This is a genomic window from Lentilactobacillus parabuchneri DSM 5707 = NBRC 107865 (genome assembly GCF_001435315.1).
In the GTDB taxonomy this organism is placed as follows: domain Bacteria; phylum Bacillota; class Bacilli; order Lactobacillales; family Lactobacillaceae; genus Lentilactobacillus; species Lentilactobacillus parabuchneri.
The window spans coordinates 125,310-141,046 of record NZ_AZGK01000002.1 but is presented as its reverse complement, the minus strand read 5'-3'; the positions used below and the strand labels follow the sequence as shown (position 1 = coordinate 141,046).

General features: G+C 44.2%; 14 protein-coding genes. 6 read left to right on the top strand and 8 right to left on the bottom strand.

Annotated elements, in window-relative coordinates; translation table 11 throughout:
- Window positions 1-59 precede the first annotated feature (59 nt).
- The 4 genes from FC51_RS03185 to thrC form a co-directional block, all read right to left on the bottom strand.
- Entirely contained in the window at window positions 60-1,976 is a 1,917-nt protein-coding gene (locus FC51_RS03185) for a MucBP domain-containing protein (protein WP_057909795.1), read from the bottom strand.
- 283 nt (window positions 1,977-2,259) lie between these two features.
- Window positions 2,260-2,694, bottom strand: coding sequence for an ACT domain-containing protein (locus tag FC51_RS03180; protein ID WP_057909796.1), 435 nt, complete (start codon window positions 2,692-2,694; stop codon window positions 2,260-2,262).
- Window positions 2,672-3,577, bottom strand: coding sequence for a homoserine kinase (thrB, locus tag FC51_RS03175; protein ID WP_057909797.1), 906 nt, complete (start codon window positions 3,575-3,577; stop codon window positions 2,672-2,674). The genes FC51_RS03180 and thrB overlap by 23 nt, the downstream gene beginning before the upstream one ends.
- Window positions 3,549-5,054, bottom strand: coding sequence for a threonine synthase (thrC, locus tag FC51_RS03170; RefSeq protein WP_057909798.1), 1,506 nt, complete (start codon window positions 5,052-5,054; stop codon window positions 3,549-3,551). Before thrC ends, thrB begins: the two co-directional genes overlap by 29 nt.
- A gap of 104 nt (window positions 5,055-5,158) precedes the next feature.
- On the opposite strand from thrC, the gene FC51_RS03165 reads away from it, so the two are divergent.
- Together FC51_RS03165 and FC51_RS03160 are read left to right on the top strand one after the other, a co-directional pair.
- Window positions 5,159-6,340 carry a homoserine dehydrogenase gene (locus FC51_RS03165; protein WP_057909799.1) on the top strand — a complete coding sequence of 394 codons (1,182 nt, stop codon included), beginning with the start codon at window positions 5,159-5,161 and terminating at the stop codon, window positions 6,338-6,340.
- On the top strand, window positions 6,337-7,665 hold the full coding sequence (locus FC51_RS03160; protein ID WP_057909800.1) for an aspartate kinase: 1,329 nt from the start codon (window positions 6,337-6,339) through the stop codon (window positions 7,663-7,665). Before FC51_RS03165 ends, FC51_RS03160 begins: the two co-directional genes overlap by 4 nt.
- Before the next feature lie 65 nt (window positions 7,666-7,730).
- Here FC51_RS03160 and FC51_RS03155 read toward each other — a convergent pair whose 3' ends face one another.
- Window positions 7,731-8,546 (bottom strand): LysR family transcriptional regulator, encoded by an 816-nt coding sequence (locus tag FC51_RS03155; protein ID WP_057909801.1) that lies wholly within the window; start codon window positions 8,544-8,546, stop codon window positions 7,731-7,733.
- 109 nt (window positions 8,547-8,655) lie between these two features.
- On the opposite strand from FC51_RS03155, the gene FC51_RS03150 reads away from it, so the two are divergent.
- Window positions 8,656-9,642, top strand: coding sequence for a TDT family transporter (locus FC51_RS03150; RefSeq protein ID WP_057909802.1), 987 nt, complete (start codon window positions 8,656-8,658; stop codon window positions 9,640-9,642).
- Here the strand turns inward: FC51_RS03150 and FC51_RS03145 are convergent, their stop codons facing one another.
- On the bottom strand, window positions 9,643-11,058 hold the full coding sequence (locus tag FC51_RS03145) for an amino acid permease (protein WP_057909803.1): 1,416 nt from the start codon (window positions 11,056-11,058) through the stop codon (window positions 9,643-9,645).
- A gap of 125 nt (window positions 11,059-11,183) precedes the next feature.
- Here FC51_RS03145 and mmuM point away from each other — a divergent pair, with 125 nt between their 5' ends.
- On the top strand, window positions 11,184-12,131 hold the full coding sequence (gene mmuM / locus FC51_RS03140) for a homocysteine S-methyltransferase (protein ID WP_057911144.1): 948 nt from the start codon (window positions 11,184-11,186) through the stop codon (window positions 12,129-12,131).
- Window positions 12,132-12,234: 103 nt separating this feature from the next.
- On the opposite strand, the gene FC51_RS03135 is transcribed toward mmuM, so the two are convergent.
- Both FC51_RS03135 and FC51_RS03130 read right to left on the bottom strand, forming a co-directional pair.
- Window positions 12,235-12,759 (bottom strand): GNAT family N-acetyltransferase, encoded by a 525-nt coding sequence (locus tag FC51_RS03135; protein ID WP_057909805.1) that lies wholly within the window; start codon window positions 12,757-12,759, stop codon window positions 12,235-12,237.
- Window positions 12,760-12,802: 43 nt separating this feature from the next.
- Complete coding sequence (locus FC51_RS03130) at window positions 12,803-12,982, bottom strand: hypothetical protein (protein ID WP_057909806.1); 180 nt, start codon at window positions 12,980-12,982, stop codon at window positions 12,803-12,805.
- A 495-nt stretch (window positions 12,983-13,477) separates the two neighbouring features.
- Here FC51_RS03130 and FC51_RS03125 point away from each other — a divergent pair, with 495 nt between their 5' ends.
- A complete protein-coding gene (locus FC51_RS03125) occupies window positions 13,478-14,494 on the top strand; it encodes a ketopantoate reductase family protein (protein ID WP_057909807.1) in 1,017 nt (338 codons plus the stop codon).
- Window positions 14,491-15,699: an aminotransferase-like domain-containing protein gene (locus FC51_RS03120; protein ID WP_057909808.1), complete on the top strand. Its 1,209-nt coding sequence runs from the start codon at window positions 14,491-14,493 to the stop codon at window positions 15,697-15,699. Before FC51_RS03125 ends, FC51_RS03120 begins: the two co-directional genes overlap by 4 nt.
- The last annotated feature ends 38 nt before the right edge of the window (window positions 15,700-15,737 follow it).

The window sequence follows — 15,737 nt, the reverse complement described above, 5'->3', positions numbered from 1 at the left end:
AGTTTATTAAATGAGATTATAAAACCCTTGATAATAGACGATCAAGGGCTCGGCTTGTGCTATTTAATTGGTCTGATGTATCGGGTATTTGCAGTGATGTAGCCACCAGCGATTCGATACCTCAATGTGCATCGTTTATTGAAATTATTTCCCCATGAGTAGTCGACATGATAAACCTTTAAGATGGTCCCTGCTTTAAAGCGGCCATTCTTTTTGGTGAAATTGGCGTTACTGTATCGATTGATGGCAGAGATTGTTTTAACTTTGACGGGATAATTTGCGTGTCTTAATTGAACTAATTTACGATTTGCCGTTATGAATTTCCCATTACGGAGGACAAACCGGGTAGTCAGACGATGTTGAACTATTCCGTCGATTTTTAAGACGGTTCCCTGTTTATAATTTTTAACCTTGCCGGTTAGATTCTTGTACACATATGAATTGACACCATTTGGGTTGATAACGGAAATGGCCGTATGCAACTTCTGATAATAGACCGGTGCCACATGTGTTGCTTGCGTCGTGATATAGCCGGTCTTATAGCGTGTTTTACTCAGGTGATTAACATCGCGGACTTTGTATCGAAGGCGGCCACTTGTTGATTTGCCGTAGCCGGTTACGACAAACATTGGTCGATAAATGCGTGGTTTTTTGACGTATCTAACGGTTCGTTGGTTAATTTTAAAAGTTGGGTTTTGGTAGAGATAGATCCGATTGATTGCGTAAACGACTGTTCCACGTGAAACAATTTCATTGGGATTGGTGATTGTTCCGCCCCCTGAATCGGGCGCTGGACTGGGTGTCGGTTGTGGATTCGGTGTTGGTTCCGGATTGGGGTTCGGTGGGGTCGGCGTTTGTTTCTTGAAATAGTAATAAGTCACAAATTGAGTGCTATCGCTAAAAGTTCCCGTGACATTAACGGGTAACTGGTTAGTATCTAACGTATACGTATCGCCCTTGTAGACAATAGTGCTGGGCTGATAGTTCCCAGTGGCCTGGTATGGGTCACCAACTTTTCCACTAATCGATTGACTGTTTTTAATCATTAAATGGCTGTCGCGATCAACGTAATTTACGATTACGGTGGCGTTGTCTGCGGTAGTCGCCACTTTTCGGTAAACGTAGGTGACCGTGATTGCCTCATTGCCCAGTAGTCCCGTTGCGTTCGTTGGCAACTGCGTCGTGACTAACTGATAGATATTATTGTGGCTTGTGAGCGTATCGACTTTGTACGGTGTCTCTGCGGCATTATAGCTATCGCCAACATAGCCGGTGATGATCTGATCATCGGCAATTGGCTGATGATTTTCGTCAACGTATTTAACGGTCACCGGCTGGGCAATCACCGGATTTTTCCGGTAGACATAGGTGACTGAGATAGGAGTTGTGCCAACGATTCCAGTTGCATTTGTCGGCAACTTAGAGGTGTCCAACGTGTAGCCTGGAATGACAGGCTTAAAATCAGCACCTGAAACATCGTAGCTGCTGTTCACTTCTTGGGTAAAACTTTTGGAAGTAATCCCGGAAATTGGACTTCCGGATTCATCAACATAATGAACCGAAATCGTCGTTTTTTGTGGCGCAATTGGTAAGACATTGATAATGACAGTCTGATCGAAAACGTTCGTCCAAACATGAACTTCATTTCCGTTCAGGTAAACGAATTGATTAGGTTCAGGAGTAATGTTGGCATAGTTAAATTGGTAGTTATCGGGAATCCAGCTGTTAATAATCAGGTTAACATTTGCGTTGGTGCCATGAGTGTAAGTCTTTGTGCCAACCAGTTGATCACCATCCATAAATTTGATGGCCAGAGTCGATTCGTCTGGAAAAACACCACCATTTGTTTTCAGCGTATTTGAATCGTTTGCTGGGGTGAGTGTGACCGTCTGAAATCCTGTTTGGAGAGGTGTCTGTTCAACAGCTGAAAAGGTACCTAAGCCAGTCGTTGATGCTTGGGCCAGTGTGCCTAGCATTAACCAGCTCATTATGATACATAAAAGTGAACAAAAGCCTACATAAAGCCATCTCTTGAAATTACACATTAGTTACCCCCATTAACTATATGTTGAGGCTCATACTCAACAATTCATATTAAACATCTAACTTAAGGCTAACATAACCAGAACGCGAACGGCAGTAAAAGGGTCTTTAGATTCGGCGTAAACAATGCTAAACGCAAAAAAGGTCTTCAATTCCATATTTATGGATCGAAGACCTTTTTGAGAATCTCACATGATGAGGTTGTCGTGTACGTTGTTATTCAATTGACACCAGTTGGACATTACTAGCGCCATCGACTTTCCTGATATGATTTAACAAGTTATCGATAGTTCCCTGAAAATGACTTAAATCCAGTGAGATGACGATGCTTGCGATGTTGTGAATCGGGATGTTTTGGTTAATCGTTAATACGCTGGCACTTGATTCTGAGATGGTTGTTAAGACTTTCGAAAGGATGCCGCGTTGGTTTTCCAACATTAAGGAAATAACGGCTTTTCGGTCCATCATGTTTTCTTCGGGCAAGAAGACCAGGTCTTTATATTTATAGAAGGTTCCCCGGCTGATACCAACAACTTTGACAGCCTCACTGACCTGCTTGACTTTACCGCTTTCCAGCAATTGTCGAGCTTGAATGACCTTGTCAAAAGATTCAGGGAGAATGGAGCTATCAACGATGTAATACTTTTCCACGTTCACTTACCTCACTTGTTACGCCTGTCGAATCGACTGCCATCTTGCGAACCGTCCATTTTGGAAAGGCTGCTTGGGCATTTTCGACGATTTTATCAGCGTCGTTTTCGTTAGCGGTGATTGCCATCATGGTTGAACCGCTGCCACTAATGTACATCGTGCCGCCAAATTGCTCTGAAATGTTTTTAGCCTGACTGTAGTCTGGAATTAATTTTGCCCGGTATGGTTCGTGCATCCGATCATCACAGGCTTCGTGGATCATATGACGATCACCAAGTTCCAAAGCTTTGGTCATTGCCGCACAGTGACTGACCTGGTGAATGGCGTCGGCATAGCTTAAAGTGGTCGGCAGCACCTTGCGAGCGGCGTGAGTGCTGACCTCATAATCAGGGATCATGGCGACAAAATGTAACTGGTCGCTGACATGATACTGAACCACTTGAGGCAGGTTCTGGTCGTCAAGAAACGAGACGCATAAGCCACCGAGAATAGCCGGCGTCACGTTATCGGGATGGCCTTCCATTTCGGTTGCCAAGACTAACAATTGATCAGTTGAGATGGCGTCGCCGTACCACACACTGGCGGCTTTTAATCCGGCAACAACACAAACGGATGAGCTTCCAAGTCCACGGGCAACCGGAACGTCGCCTTCGATATTAATTTTAACGTTTGGCACCGGTTTGTCCAAAAAATTACAGCCTTTAACGAAGGCTTGATAGACTAAATTATCAGCGTTTTGAAATTCTTTCGGCGATCCGGTAATGATCAACCGCGCATCACTTGTTTCAAATGAAATGGTTGAATAATACGATACCGCCAAGCCGAGGCAGTCAAATCCGACACCGACATTGGCACTAGTTGCTGGAACTTTGATCCTTATCATAGAATACCTCCTCGACTTTTTGCTTAACATATTCGGTCATCTGGTCTTTTTGAATGACGCTTTCATGACGGACTGGCAGGTCCCAGACTTTGCTTAAATTGTCGGGAATCGGCGCGTTGGTTGCCGCATGCAGATCCTTCATGACTTGTTGAACGTCATCTGATGTTTCGGGTAAAACGGCGTTTGCCACTGCGTTAACGAACTTATAGGGGCTGGCAGTACTTAGGAGAATCATCGGTGTATCCGGATCCATTTCCTGGTAATCACGCATCACCTTGTAACCGGCGGCGGTATGTGGATCCATCAGGTAGCCGTTTTGTTCATAAACATCGGCAATCGAGCTTTCGATGTCCTTATCAGTGCTAAAGCCACAATAGAAATCCTTTTGGATGTTTGCCAGGACTTCCTTTGAAACTTCGTACTTTCCACTGTCTTCCAAATCGTCCATTAGTTGTTTCACGTAGTCAGTATCTTCGCCACTCTTATAGTAAAGAAGACGTTCAAAGTTGCTGGAAATTTGGATATCCATACTTGGGGCGACCGTCTGGAAGAACGGCCGGTTACGATCATAGACGCCATGGTTGAAGAAGTTGGCCAAAACGTTGTTTTCGTTACAAGCAACAACAAATTTGTTGACGGGCAAGCCAAGCATTTTAGCATAGTAGCCGGCCAGAACATCGCCGAAGTTTCCAGTTGGAACGGTAAAGTTAACCTTGTCGCCAACTTGAATTGAGCCATTGTTTACCAGTTGTTTGTAAGAATCAAAGTAGTAAACGACTTGGGGGATCAATCGGCCAATATTGATTGAGTTGGCGCTTGAAAGGGTGACACCGTCTCCCAAGGATTGTTTCAACTCATTATCATTAAAGATCTGCTTAACGTTGGTCTGCGCATCGTCAAAGTTTCCTTCGATTGCGGCCACCTTTGTGTTTGAACCACCAGTGGTAATCATCTGTAACTTTTGAATTTGGCTGACGCCGCCATCTGGGTAAAAGACGATAATCCCCATGTTGTGGAGGTCCTTGAAGCCTTCCAGAGCGGCTTTTCCGGTGTCACCACTTGTGGCTGTTAGAATCATTACCTTATTATTGTCGGTTAAAACATGTTTCATTAACTGCGGTAATAGTTGTAGGCCAACATCTTTAAAGGCGCTGGTTGGTCCGTGGAAGAGCTCCAGGACATGGAAATTGTCAACGTCGACGACCGGTGTAATCTTTGGCGTATCGAAGCTTGATTGATAGGCGGCGTCGATACTCTCGTCAATCTCGTCCGCCGAAAAGTCCGGCAATAAGATAGATAAGACAGCGCGCGCGATATCTTGATAATTTAATTGAATTAATTTTTCGAAGTTTACTTGGAGCTTTTCCAAGTCGGGATAAACGAAGAGACCCTTGTCATCAGCGAAGCCTTTTTTGATGGCATCCTTAGCTGAAATCTGGATTGAATCGTTTCTGGTACTCGTATAATATTTATTCATCAACTTTACTCCTTGCATTTCTATGATTTATATGATAATCTGTTTTCATGTAAAACACAAGTGTTTATTATTTGTGAACACCGTAAAAATTGGAGGTTGGAGCTGTGAATATTGCAATATTAGGATTTGGGACAGTCGGATCAGGCGTATACAAAATTATCCAAAATGCCAAGCGCCAAGCCCAAAACCTCCATGTAAAGCATATTTTGATCAGAAAGAATAAAAAACCGGATTTACCGGAAATGACGGATAGCATTGATGAAATTTTAAACGATCAGGATGTTGACGTTGTCGTCGAAGTTATCGGCGGCATCGAACCGGCCCATCAATACATAGTGGACGCACTGAAGCATCACAAGCACGTTATTACCGCTAACAAAGCCGTGATTGCACAGTATATGGATGAGTTCACGAAGGTCGCCGCTGAGAATAACGCCAAGTTCTACTTTGAATCAAGCGTCGGCGGTGGGATTCCCTGGATCCAAGGATTGGAACGGGCACTACGGGTTGACGATGTCACTAAGATTCAAGGAATCTTCAATGGAACCAGTAATTTCATTCTTGCCCAGATGCACCGCACCGGCAAGTCGTTCAATGAGGTTTTAATGGAAGCCCAGCAACTTGGTTATGCCGAAGCTGACCCCAGTGCCGATATTGATGGTTTGGACGTTGCCAATAAGTTATGTATCAGCGTTGATATCGCCTATGACTTGTTTATCAAGCCGACGGCGGAACTGCCGGTCTTTGGGATTCGAAACATCACCGAAGATGACATGACCCACTTTGATAAGTTGGGGCTGACCATTAAGTTAATGGGAAAGAGTCACCAACGCGGTGATCGGTTTGACTATATGGTTGAACCCACGTTGTATTATGGCGATGCTTTAGAAGCCCATACTCGAGATAACTACAATTTGATTTCACTGATTGGTGAAACCATTGGGACCTTGAAGTTTATGGGCCAGGGAGCCGGCCAGTTGCCAACTGCCAACGCCGTCATTCAAGATATCTTGGACATTTTCCAAGATAAGGAGCATTTGAAGCGCGAGTTCAAGAGCAGCTTTAAGTTCGATCCCAACTTGACGATGCACGATTACATTGTGAGGTCGGAAATTGATTGTTCTCAACTGTTTGGCGAGTACCAGCCGGAGCTTCGTGGCGACTACCTGTTGATTCACGACATTCCGGTAGGTGAGATGCACAGCTTAATGAGACAGGTTCTTAAACGAGATGAGACAGCCTTTATGGCGAGTTTACCCAGTAAGAAAGGAGGAGCAGTAAAATGATAGTAGCAAAATTTGGTGGAAGTTCAGTTGCTGACGCGGGCCAATTTAAAAAAGTTCGCGCAATTGTTGAAGCAAACGCAGATCGCAAGGTAATTGTGGTGAGCGCAGCCGGTAAGAGTGATAGTGAGGCCGTTAAGGTCACCGACTTGTTAATTCAAGTAGAGAAGTTGCGGGATGCAGGTGACGACTACATGCCAGTATTTAACCATATCCAAAGTCGCTTTGTGGGCATTCGAGATGCACTTGGTTTGAAGGTCGCAATTGAATCCGACCTGCAGAAGATTGCCAAGCAGATTCCCAACTGCAGTCATGATTACTTAGTGTCTCGGGGTGAATTTCTGACCGCTAAATTAATGGCCGACTTTTTAGGCTACCAGTTCATTGATGCTGCCCGCTTCTTGGTATTTGACCAAAATGAGGTAAACTACGGCGAATCAATCAACCGCCTGCGTGATTTCATGAGCTATGATGAGCATATCGTCGTTCCCGGATTCTACGGGGTTGACGAAAATGGATTGACACACTTGATGCCTCGAGGTGGGAGTGACATTTCCGGCGCATTATTAGCCAACTTTGTCGATGCTGATTTATACGAGAACTGGACTGACGTATCCGGCATTAAAATGGCCGACCCACGGATTATCAATAACTCCCGTAAGATCAACGAGCTGACTTATGAAGAGCTTCAGGAGCTTTCTTATATGGGCATCAGCGTCTTTCAGGAAGAGGCAATTCAGCCTGCTAAAGAAAAGCAGATTCCAATTGCCATCTTGAATACGAATCATCCTGAAGAAGATGGAACTCTGGTAGTTGATTCGGCGGATAGTAATGCCAACCAGTTGGTAACCGGAATTGCCGGTAAGAAAGACTACGTGGTTATTTCAATTCAAAAGTATCAACTGAATAAACGCCTTGACGTTATGGCCAAAGTGTTCTCAGTTATTCAAAAATTTGGTGTTAAATTCGACTATGTTCCAGCCGGAACTGATTCAGTTCAATTCCTTGCCAAACGGGCTGACGTTGATGGTAAGTTGATGGCTATCGTGACGGCTTTGAAGTCCGGATGCGATTTGGATGCCGTCAAGCTGGAGAAAAATATCGCTATGGTTGCGGCCGTTTCGTCCCAACTGGGTAAGCGACCTGCAATTGCCGGTAAGATTCTTGATTTATTGGATAACAGTCAAATCAAAATTCATTTGGTGGTCCAAGAAGGAAGCGACATCAAAGTCGTCTTTGGAGTGGCCAACAGTGACTACGAAAAGACCATCGAAAAGATTTACCGGAGCGCCGCTGTAAGTGCGACCAGGCTTAAGATGGTGATTTAAAAGTTAATATCAAAAAAGATGAACCACAAACTTTGAAATCCATAGTTTGTGGTTCATTTTTACGCCTAATTAAACGATTCAACAATCTTTCTAATGTGTGCCAGGGTTTTATCCCGCTCACTATCTTCTCTGGCCAGCAAATAAAAATCGCGGACAAAATGTTCCCCCAATGATTCAACCGGCACGTTTTCCGGTAAGTCCTTGTCTGATAGGAGTGCCTGGCCGACTCCTTGCGCCACCATTCGCCTTATCAAGCCACTATTATTAACGTGAATCAGCTTGGTGGGCTGGACATCTGCTTCGCGGAAATACTGCTCGGTATAGTAGCCAATTCCGGATCCTGGTTCACGGGTAATCCAGTTCCCGTTGTCAACACCGGCCTTCACAAGTTGATCCTTACCAATGGAAATCCGGGAGATGTTTTCTGTCACAAGTGGTTTTTCGATAATGCCAATATCAATCTTATAGGTTTCCAATTGGTTTAAGACACCTTCAGAGTTCGACACCGTAACATCGAAGTCAACGTGGGGTAACGACGCGACCAACTGATTGGCAATTTTAGCAAATAGGATCCTCGAAACGGTTTGCGAGATACCAAACTTGACCTTCTCGTTGTCTTCATTTCCCAATCGTGTGATTTGATCGTTCACGTCCTGCCAGTTTTTGAGAATTTTTCCTGCACGTTTGTATAGCAAATTGGCCGCTTCGGTTGGGACAATTTCCCGCCGGCTTTTACGTTCGAACAATTCCGTGTGCAACTGAAGTTCGAGTTGTTTGACTTGATTTGACACGGTTGGTTGGGTGATAAATAGTTGTTGGGCAGCCAGTGAGAAACTGCGGGTTTTGTAGACCACCATGAAGGTTTCGAGGAATTTGAACATCGTTTTGGCTCCTTATAGATTTCGTCTATAATAAATATAAATACTATCAATTTTATTTATTGTACCATACACGATATAATTAAGCTCATCTAAGAGAGGAGAGGACCGTATGAAGTTATTTTTGAAGAAGTTACCTTTACCAATTTGTGGATTGATACTTGGAATTGCCTCACTGGGGAATTTGTTTAAAGCAATTGGCTTGCCCGTCATTGGGAATGCTTGGGGCATCTTGTCACTTGTGTTGATTTTACTGGTGATTGCAAAGATTGGCATTCATTTTAAGCTGAGCATGAATGATTTAAATGATCCGATTATTGCGTCAGTCGCACCAACCTTCACGATGTCTTTGATGATTATCAGTACATTCTTGAAATCATGGGGCATTCCGGTATTACCAACAGCAGTTTGGACATTTGCAGTGATTTTGCAATTCGTCATTATGGGCTACTTTATTTATCGCCATTTATTACGTCCAACTGTTGAATTGGATCATGTGTACCCAAGTTGGTTTGTAACTTTTGTCGGCATTGGTGTGATTCCGGTCACCGCCAACAACTTCATTCCAGCACTCGGAACGCCAATCTTATGGCTTTCCCTTGGACTTTACGCGATTCTTCTGCCAATCGTTTGCATCCGATTGCTCCGACGCGAGTTTATGTTTGAAGCAACCCTGCCACTGCTGACAATCATGGCAGCACCCGCATCACTTTGCCTAACAGGTTACTTAACAATGAATACAGCGCCGTCATGGGCCTTTTCATTGGTCATGGTGCTTCTGGCACAAACTCTGTATTGGGGCACGTTGACCAAGATTTTCAAATATGTTCGCTTATCGTTTTACCCAAGCTTTGGTGCGTTCACTTTCCCACTGGTGATTTCAGCCACTGCGTTGAACCTGTTTAACAACAGCTTCCATTTGGCAAACGGCTTGAACTCAGTCATTGGAGTGATTGCGAACTTGGAAATCACCGTAGCGACGTTCATGGTTATCTTCGTGGTCATCAAATACGGTCAGTTCCTGGTTAAGCTTGCGAATCAAGCAATTGAAGATAAAAAAATGACCCTCTCGGATAACGAGACGATCACAAAAGACTAACTAGTTTTCACTGGAATCATCCTTGCTGATGGTTCCTTTTTTTCGTCCCGAAAGCTTAGCCTTACCGTAATAAACGATGTAGCAAAGCCCAACGAAGGGAATCATGTAAAATAACGCTGGTCGTTGGGTTGGATCAAAGACGATTAAAACGCATGATAATAAGCATAAAATAAACGCGGTCCACGGCAACACTGGATACCAAGGTGTCTTGAACTTTAATTCATCGACGGAATGACCGGTTGCCAGCCATGTTTTTCTAAAATTAATTTCAGAAAGGGCAATCGCCATCCAAACGATCACCACGGCCAGACCGGAGATCGAGACAAGAACCAGATAAACGGTCGAAGCGGCGACAACACTGGAAATCAACGCCAAGATACCGCCGGCCATGCTGAAAACCAGTGCCAGCATGGGGACGCCACGCGAATTGGTTTTGGCATATTTCAACGGAATCATGCCTTCATGAGCGAGTGACCAAAGCATTCTGGTTGAGGCATAAAGCCCTGAATTTGCGGCCGATAAAATTGCGGTCAGAACCACGAAATTCATAATATCGCCGGCGAAGGGGAGGCCGATACTGTTAAATACCAAGACAAACGGACTTTGGTTAACACCGGCCTTTTGCCAGGGGATTAAGGCAGCCATAACCGTAATACTGCCGATGAAGAAAATAATCAGCCGAAACAATGTCGTGTGGATGGCCTTCGGAATATTCTTGGAAGGATCCTTGGTTTCACCCGCAGTTACACCAATCAGTTCGGTTCCTGAAAAGGCAAAGTTAACGGTTAACATCGTCGTAAAAACGGCTTTAAAGCCATTTGGGAACAGTCCATCTTTAGTTAGATTGGTTAGAAGGGGCGCATGCTGGACGCCCTTAATGGGGATGACGCCGATAATGGCCAAGCTACCCAGAACAATGAACAAAATAATGGCAATCACTTTGATGCTTGAAAACCAGAATTCGGTTTCTGCGAAGAATCTAACCGACAGGGCATTGGAAGTAAAAATAACAATCATGAACAAGGCGCTCCAAATCCACGTGGGAGTGGTTGGAAACCATGTCCGCATAATCAGACCGGCAGCGGTGAACTCGGACCCTAAAGCAACTGTCCACGTCAGCCAGTAAAGAATTGCCACGGTAAATCCGGTGCCCGGCCCAATGTATTTATCGGCATAAACATGAAAAGACCCAGTTTGGGGCATTGCCACAGAGAGTTCCCCGAGACAAAGCATCACCAGGTAAACGACAACGGCCCCAATGGCATATGCTAAAATCGTCCCGATTGGCCCTGCTTGATGAATCGTATATCCGGAACTGAGAAACAGACCAGTCCCAATAACACCGCCTAGGGAAATCATTAGCAGATGACGTGATTCCATCTTTCGCTCAAGATTAATGTGTGGTTTATTGTTCATCAATTTCCCTCCAATATTGCACTTTTAATTTGATAAGAATAAAATGAGTAAAGTCTCATAGTTAATAGAGTGCATCAAATGAAGATAATATTCAAGAAAAAATTGATCAGTTGGAGGTTTTCGATATGCCTGATTTACTCAAAAAAGATTTAGAAAATCAAAAAGCTTTGGTGCTGGATGGCGCAATGGCAACTGAGCTTGAAAAGCGTGGGGTGAATACGGACAGCCAATTATGGTCGGCGGCCGCACTGATTAATCACCCACAGGCAGTCAAAGATGTTCACCGCTCGTATTTTGAAGCTGGTGCCGATGTGGCGATTACCAATACGTATCAAGCGAACCTCGATTCATTCCAGCAAATCGGCTTCACACCTCATCAGGCCAGCAAAATGGTGACCAATGCCGTGAAACTTGCGCAAGAAGTCAGGACAGAATTCTATTCGAACTTGTCGACTCAGGAACGGCAAAAGCGGGCGAAATATCCGTTAATTGCCGGAAGTGTTGGCCCATTTGGGGCGTATCTAGCTGATGGAAGCGAGTATACGGGAGATTATGATCTTTCAGAGGGTGAATATCTCGAATTCCACGAACCGCGAATGCGATTATTAGACGCCGCCGGAATTGATCTGTTTGCATTTGAAACCCAACCGAACTTTGAAGAAGCAAAAGCAATCGCAAACCTGTTGGAAACCAAGTTTGCGAATCGAACGGGCTGGCTGTCCTTTAGTGTTAAAGATGCAAAGCATTTATGTGATGGAACCCCATTAGAGGAAGCCGTCGCTTACTTCAATGATTATCCACAGATTACGGCGATTGGGGTGAACTGTACCCGAATGGAAAATATCGAAGAAGCGGTCAAAACCATCCGGTCAGTCACTGAAAAGCCGATTGTTGTTTACCCGAATAACGGCGACATTTATAATCCGGAAACCAAAAAGTGGAAACCCGATCCAAGTTCGCAATCATTCTCAGATTTGGCACCGAAATGGCTCAATGCCGGGGCAACGATCATTGGTGGCTGCTGTCGAACAACTCCCAATGACATTCGAGAAGTACGGGATGCGCTCAACTAAGCAGATATGACCGGCCGTATTCAAAAAGGGCTGGAAACGTAAGCAAGTTATGCTTAGCTTCCAGCCCCTTTAGTTTTGATATTACTTTGCTACTCGATAAGCGTTAGTTAAATGCTTCCAGATACTTGACGGTTCCCGAAACACCGCTAAGGCCGTCTTTTACCAGTGGCTTCACCATGAAGACCTCATCCGGTACAGGAAATGGTGATTTGATTCCAAAGCGACTTGCTTTTTGGTAGCCGAAGCGTGGATAGTACTCAGGCCAGCCGGTTACGACGATAAACTTATAGCCTAAACGAATCGCTCGGTTATCAAGTTCGTTGATGATGGCAGTGCCGACCCCGTTTTTTTGGAATTCCGGGGACACAGATAACGGTGCTAAGCAAAGCCCGGTTGATGAGGAATTGGCGTTGATAACTTGGATTTCGCTAAGCAATCCGTGGCCAATGATCCTGTTATTATTTTCGGCGACAACTTCTAAACGTTTGTTGTAAGTGGGATCTTCCCGGACCTTATCGACGATCGCTGCCTCATTTCGATAGCCGTTTTGTGTTTTGGAAAATGCCAGTCTGATTAAATCGCTGACATCTGAGTAGTCACTTTGGCGAATGGTCCTAATTAGTAGCATATGCACCCTTCTTTACATGTCAGATTATGTAAAAAACCGCAATTTATCTTCCCTTGTCATTATGCGAAATGTAGGTTGCAGCACCATAACTCACAATCAAAATAACGAGACCGACCGAAACGAGTGGGACCGCGACTGTTCGATTTCCCATAATTAAGAAAATGACTGCTCCAATACACATTGCCATTGAGATTAATCCAGCAATTCCAATTATTGCACGCATTGAGTTTACCTCTTTCAAATCATTTGTTATCTCGAGTATACCCGAAATCAACGATGGATTGAAAATAAAATTATTTTAAAATGCCAAACCCCTTGATAAAATGGCATTTTGATGAGATTGGTCTAATTAAATTCAAAAAAAGTTGTTGACACATCCGTCAAACATGAGCTATAGTTCATGCAACATCTAAATACGACTAATTGATTTGGTCCAATGGAGTCGATTCTTAGCTTTACAAAGAGAGTGCCTGGATGGTGTGAGGGCATTAAAACTACGAATTAAAAGATTGAACCCGATAAGTTCACTTTTCGAGGTGAGATGGTAGTACCCATTAACGTGCCGGCGTATCGGAATATTTTCCCGTACGCTTCGAGGAGTTGTTTGTGAAGATGACTCAAATTAAGGTGGTACCACGTTAACTTAACGTCCTTTGGTTTTTATAACCAAGGGGCGTTTTTTTAGTCGGATGAATAAAAATAAAAAGGAGTGGTCGTTATGAAGTACGGTATTATTGGCGCAGGAGCAATGGGAGTAAGGTATGGCGTAATGTTACAGGAAAATGCCGGAGTCGATGTTGATTTTATCGATACTTGGGAGCCGAATGTTGAAAAGATCCGCGAACAAGGCGGCGTTTCAGTTGCCCGTGATCACGCAAACCGCAGAATCGTTCCCGTCAACATCTACTATCCAGAAGAATATAAAGGACATCCAGATGTTTGGATTGTCTTTAAAAAGCAGATGCAGTTAGCTGAAGAATTAGAGCGCGACAATAAAGCCGGAATTTTCCATGATGACCAGTATGTCTTCTCCGCAATGAATGGGATGGGACACTTTGAGAAGATTGCCAATTACTTCCCAAAGGCAAATATTATTTGTGGAACTGCAATGATCGCCACTCGAATGGATGGTCCCGCTGATGTTGATTTTATGGGGGCTGAGGGTGATGAAGTCATGCATATGGCGCGTTATAACAACGAAAAGCCGGACGAAAAGACCCAAGCGATCTTTGATGATTTTACCAAGGCCAAGTTAGGACCAGTATTCGCCGATGAATGGATGGGCATGTGTATGTCGAAGGTGGTGTTCAACGCCGTAACCAACACATTATGCACAATGTTTGAAATGCAAATGGGCCAATTCATTGAGTATCCGGGTGTTCGCAAAATGTCTCGGCAATTATTCGATGAAGCCTACGATGCTTGTGAACGGGCTGGGATTTACTTAATCGCAACTCGACAAGAACAGGTTGATTCCGTCATTACCGTCAGCCAGGATTACAAATATCATTATCCATCAATGTATCAGGACTTTTCGAAAGGTCGACCAACCGAAGTTGATTATATTAACGGCTACATTGCCAAAATTGGCCGTGAGCATGATTATGTTTGCCGCACCCACGAATTCGTGGTCCAAGAAGTCCACATGGCCGAAATGATGCGTAAGTATCACCAACCACAAACCAACGTTGCAGATCAACAGAACGATTCAAAGAAAGCAGGTGTCCGCGTATGAGTTTCCAGTTTTCGAAACGTGTTCCAACAAATGACAGTGATCCAGTCGGGGATATTTTAAAAGTGGCTGGCAGTCCAGACATTATTTCCTTTGCTGGCGGCTTACCAGCACCAGAGTTATTTCCGATTGACGCTTTAAAAAAAGTGACCAATGAAGTTTTCGATGAAAGTGGTCGTTCCGCATTACAGTATGCGTCAGCGATCGGCTATCCAGCTTTACGCGAACAAATCGCAAACCGAATGAATAAGCAGGGAATTCAAGCAACCGTTGATAACATCATGATTACCACTGGTTCACAACAGTCGATCGACATCACCGCTAAAATGTTTGTTAATCCTGGTGATACGGTGATTGTCGAAAAGCCGACCTACCTGTGCGCCTTAGATGTATTTAGAAGCTATGGTGCCCACATTGTTGGCGTTGAAATGGATGAAGACGGCATGAAGATGGACCAGTTGGAAAAAGCTGTTTCCGATAATCCCAACACGAAGTTCATTTACACGATTCCGAATTTCCAGAACCCGACTGGACGCACCATGTCAGCGGAGCGTCGTGAGAAGATGATTGAAATTGCCAATAAGTACGACATCATGATTATGGAAGATGACCCGTACGGTGCCATCCGCTTTGCCGGCGATGATATTGAACCTGTTAAATTTTATGATAAGCAGGAGCGGGTTATCTACCTCAGCACCTTCTCGAAAATTTTAGCACCCGGCTTGAGATTAGGTTGGATTGTGATGAATAAGGACTTAATGCCAAAATATAGCGTGATGAAGCAATCTGCCGATGTTCATTCTGATAACTTAACCCAACACATTGTCGCCAAATTCATGGAAGAATATGACATTGACGAACATGTGAACAAAATCAAGAAGGTTTATCGAAAGCGTGAAAACGTTATGATGGCAGCCATTGAGAAGTATTTCCCAGCTGGCGTCAACTACAGTCATCCAGAAGGCGGCTTATTCATTTGGGTGGAAGTACCTGGCGATGTCGATACCATCGAGTTATTTAATACCTGCATCAAGCACAACGTTGCCTTTGTTCCCGGCGAGCCGTTTTACCCGGACAAGGTTACGCCTGGCACCTTTAGATTAAACTACTCCAACATGTCCGAAGATCAAATTCAGACCGGCATCGAACGATTGGGAAGCGCGATTAAGGAAACCATTGCGCAAACGGAAACTTCCGGTGTCCGTTAATTTAACGCATCCGATAAGGGGGTTGATACCAGCATTTA

What these genes read in the sequence shown, in the direction of transcription:
- FC51_RS03135 (WP_057909805.1), bottom strand. Translation starts at nt 12,759, where the DNA reads ATGCTACTAATTAGGACCATTCGCCAAAGTGACTACTCAGATGTCAGC.
- FC51_RS03130 (WP_057909806.1), bottom strand. Translation starts at nt 12,982, where the DNA reads ATGCGTGCAATAATTGGAATTGCTGGATTAATCTCAATGGCAATGTGT.
- FC51_RS03160 (WP_057909800.1), top strand. Translation starts at nt 6,337, where the DNA reads ATGATAGTAGCAAAATTTGGTGGAAGTTCAGTTGCTGACGCGGGCCAA.
- FC51_RS03145 (WP_057909803.1), bottom strand. Translation starts at nt 11,058, where the DNA reads ATGAACAATAAACCACACATTAATCTTGAGCGAAAGATGGAATCACGT.
- thrB (WP_057909797.1), bottom strand. Translation starts at nt 3,577, where the DNA reads ATGATAAGGATCAAAGTTCCAGCAACTAGTGCCAATGTCGGTGTCGGA.
- mmuM (WP_057911144.1), top strand. Translation starts at nt 11,184, where the DNA reads ATGCCTGATTTACTCAAAAAAGATTTAGAAAATCAAAAAGCTTTGGTG.
- FC51_RS03185 (WP_057909795.1), bottom strand. Translation starts at nt 1,976, where the DNA reads ATGCTAGGCACACTGGCCCAAGCATCAACGACTGGCTTAGGTACCTTT.
- thrC (WP_057909798.1), bottom strand. Translation starts at nt 5,054, where the DNA reads ATGAATAAATATTATACGAGTACCAGAAACGATTCAATCCAGATTTCA.
- FC51_RS03120 (WP_057909808.1), top strand. Translation starts at nt 14,491, where the DNA reads ATGAGTTTCCAGTTTTCGAAACGTGTTCCAACAAATGACAGTGATCCA.
- FC51_RS03155 (WP_057909801.1), bottom strand. Translation starts at nt 8,546, where the DNA reads ATGTTCAAATTCCTCGAAACCTTCATGGTGGTCTACAAAACCCGCAGT.
- FC51_RS03150 (WP_057909802.1), top strand. Translation starts at nt 8,656, where the DNA reads ATGAAGTTATTTTTGAAGAAGTTACCTTTACCAATTTGTGGATTGATA.
- FC51_RS03125 (WP_057909807.1), top strand. Translation starts at nt 13,478, where the DNA reads ATGAAGTACGGTATTATTGGCGCAGGAGCAATGGGAGTAAGGTATGGC.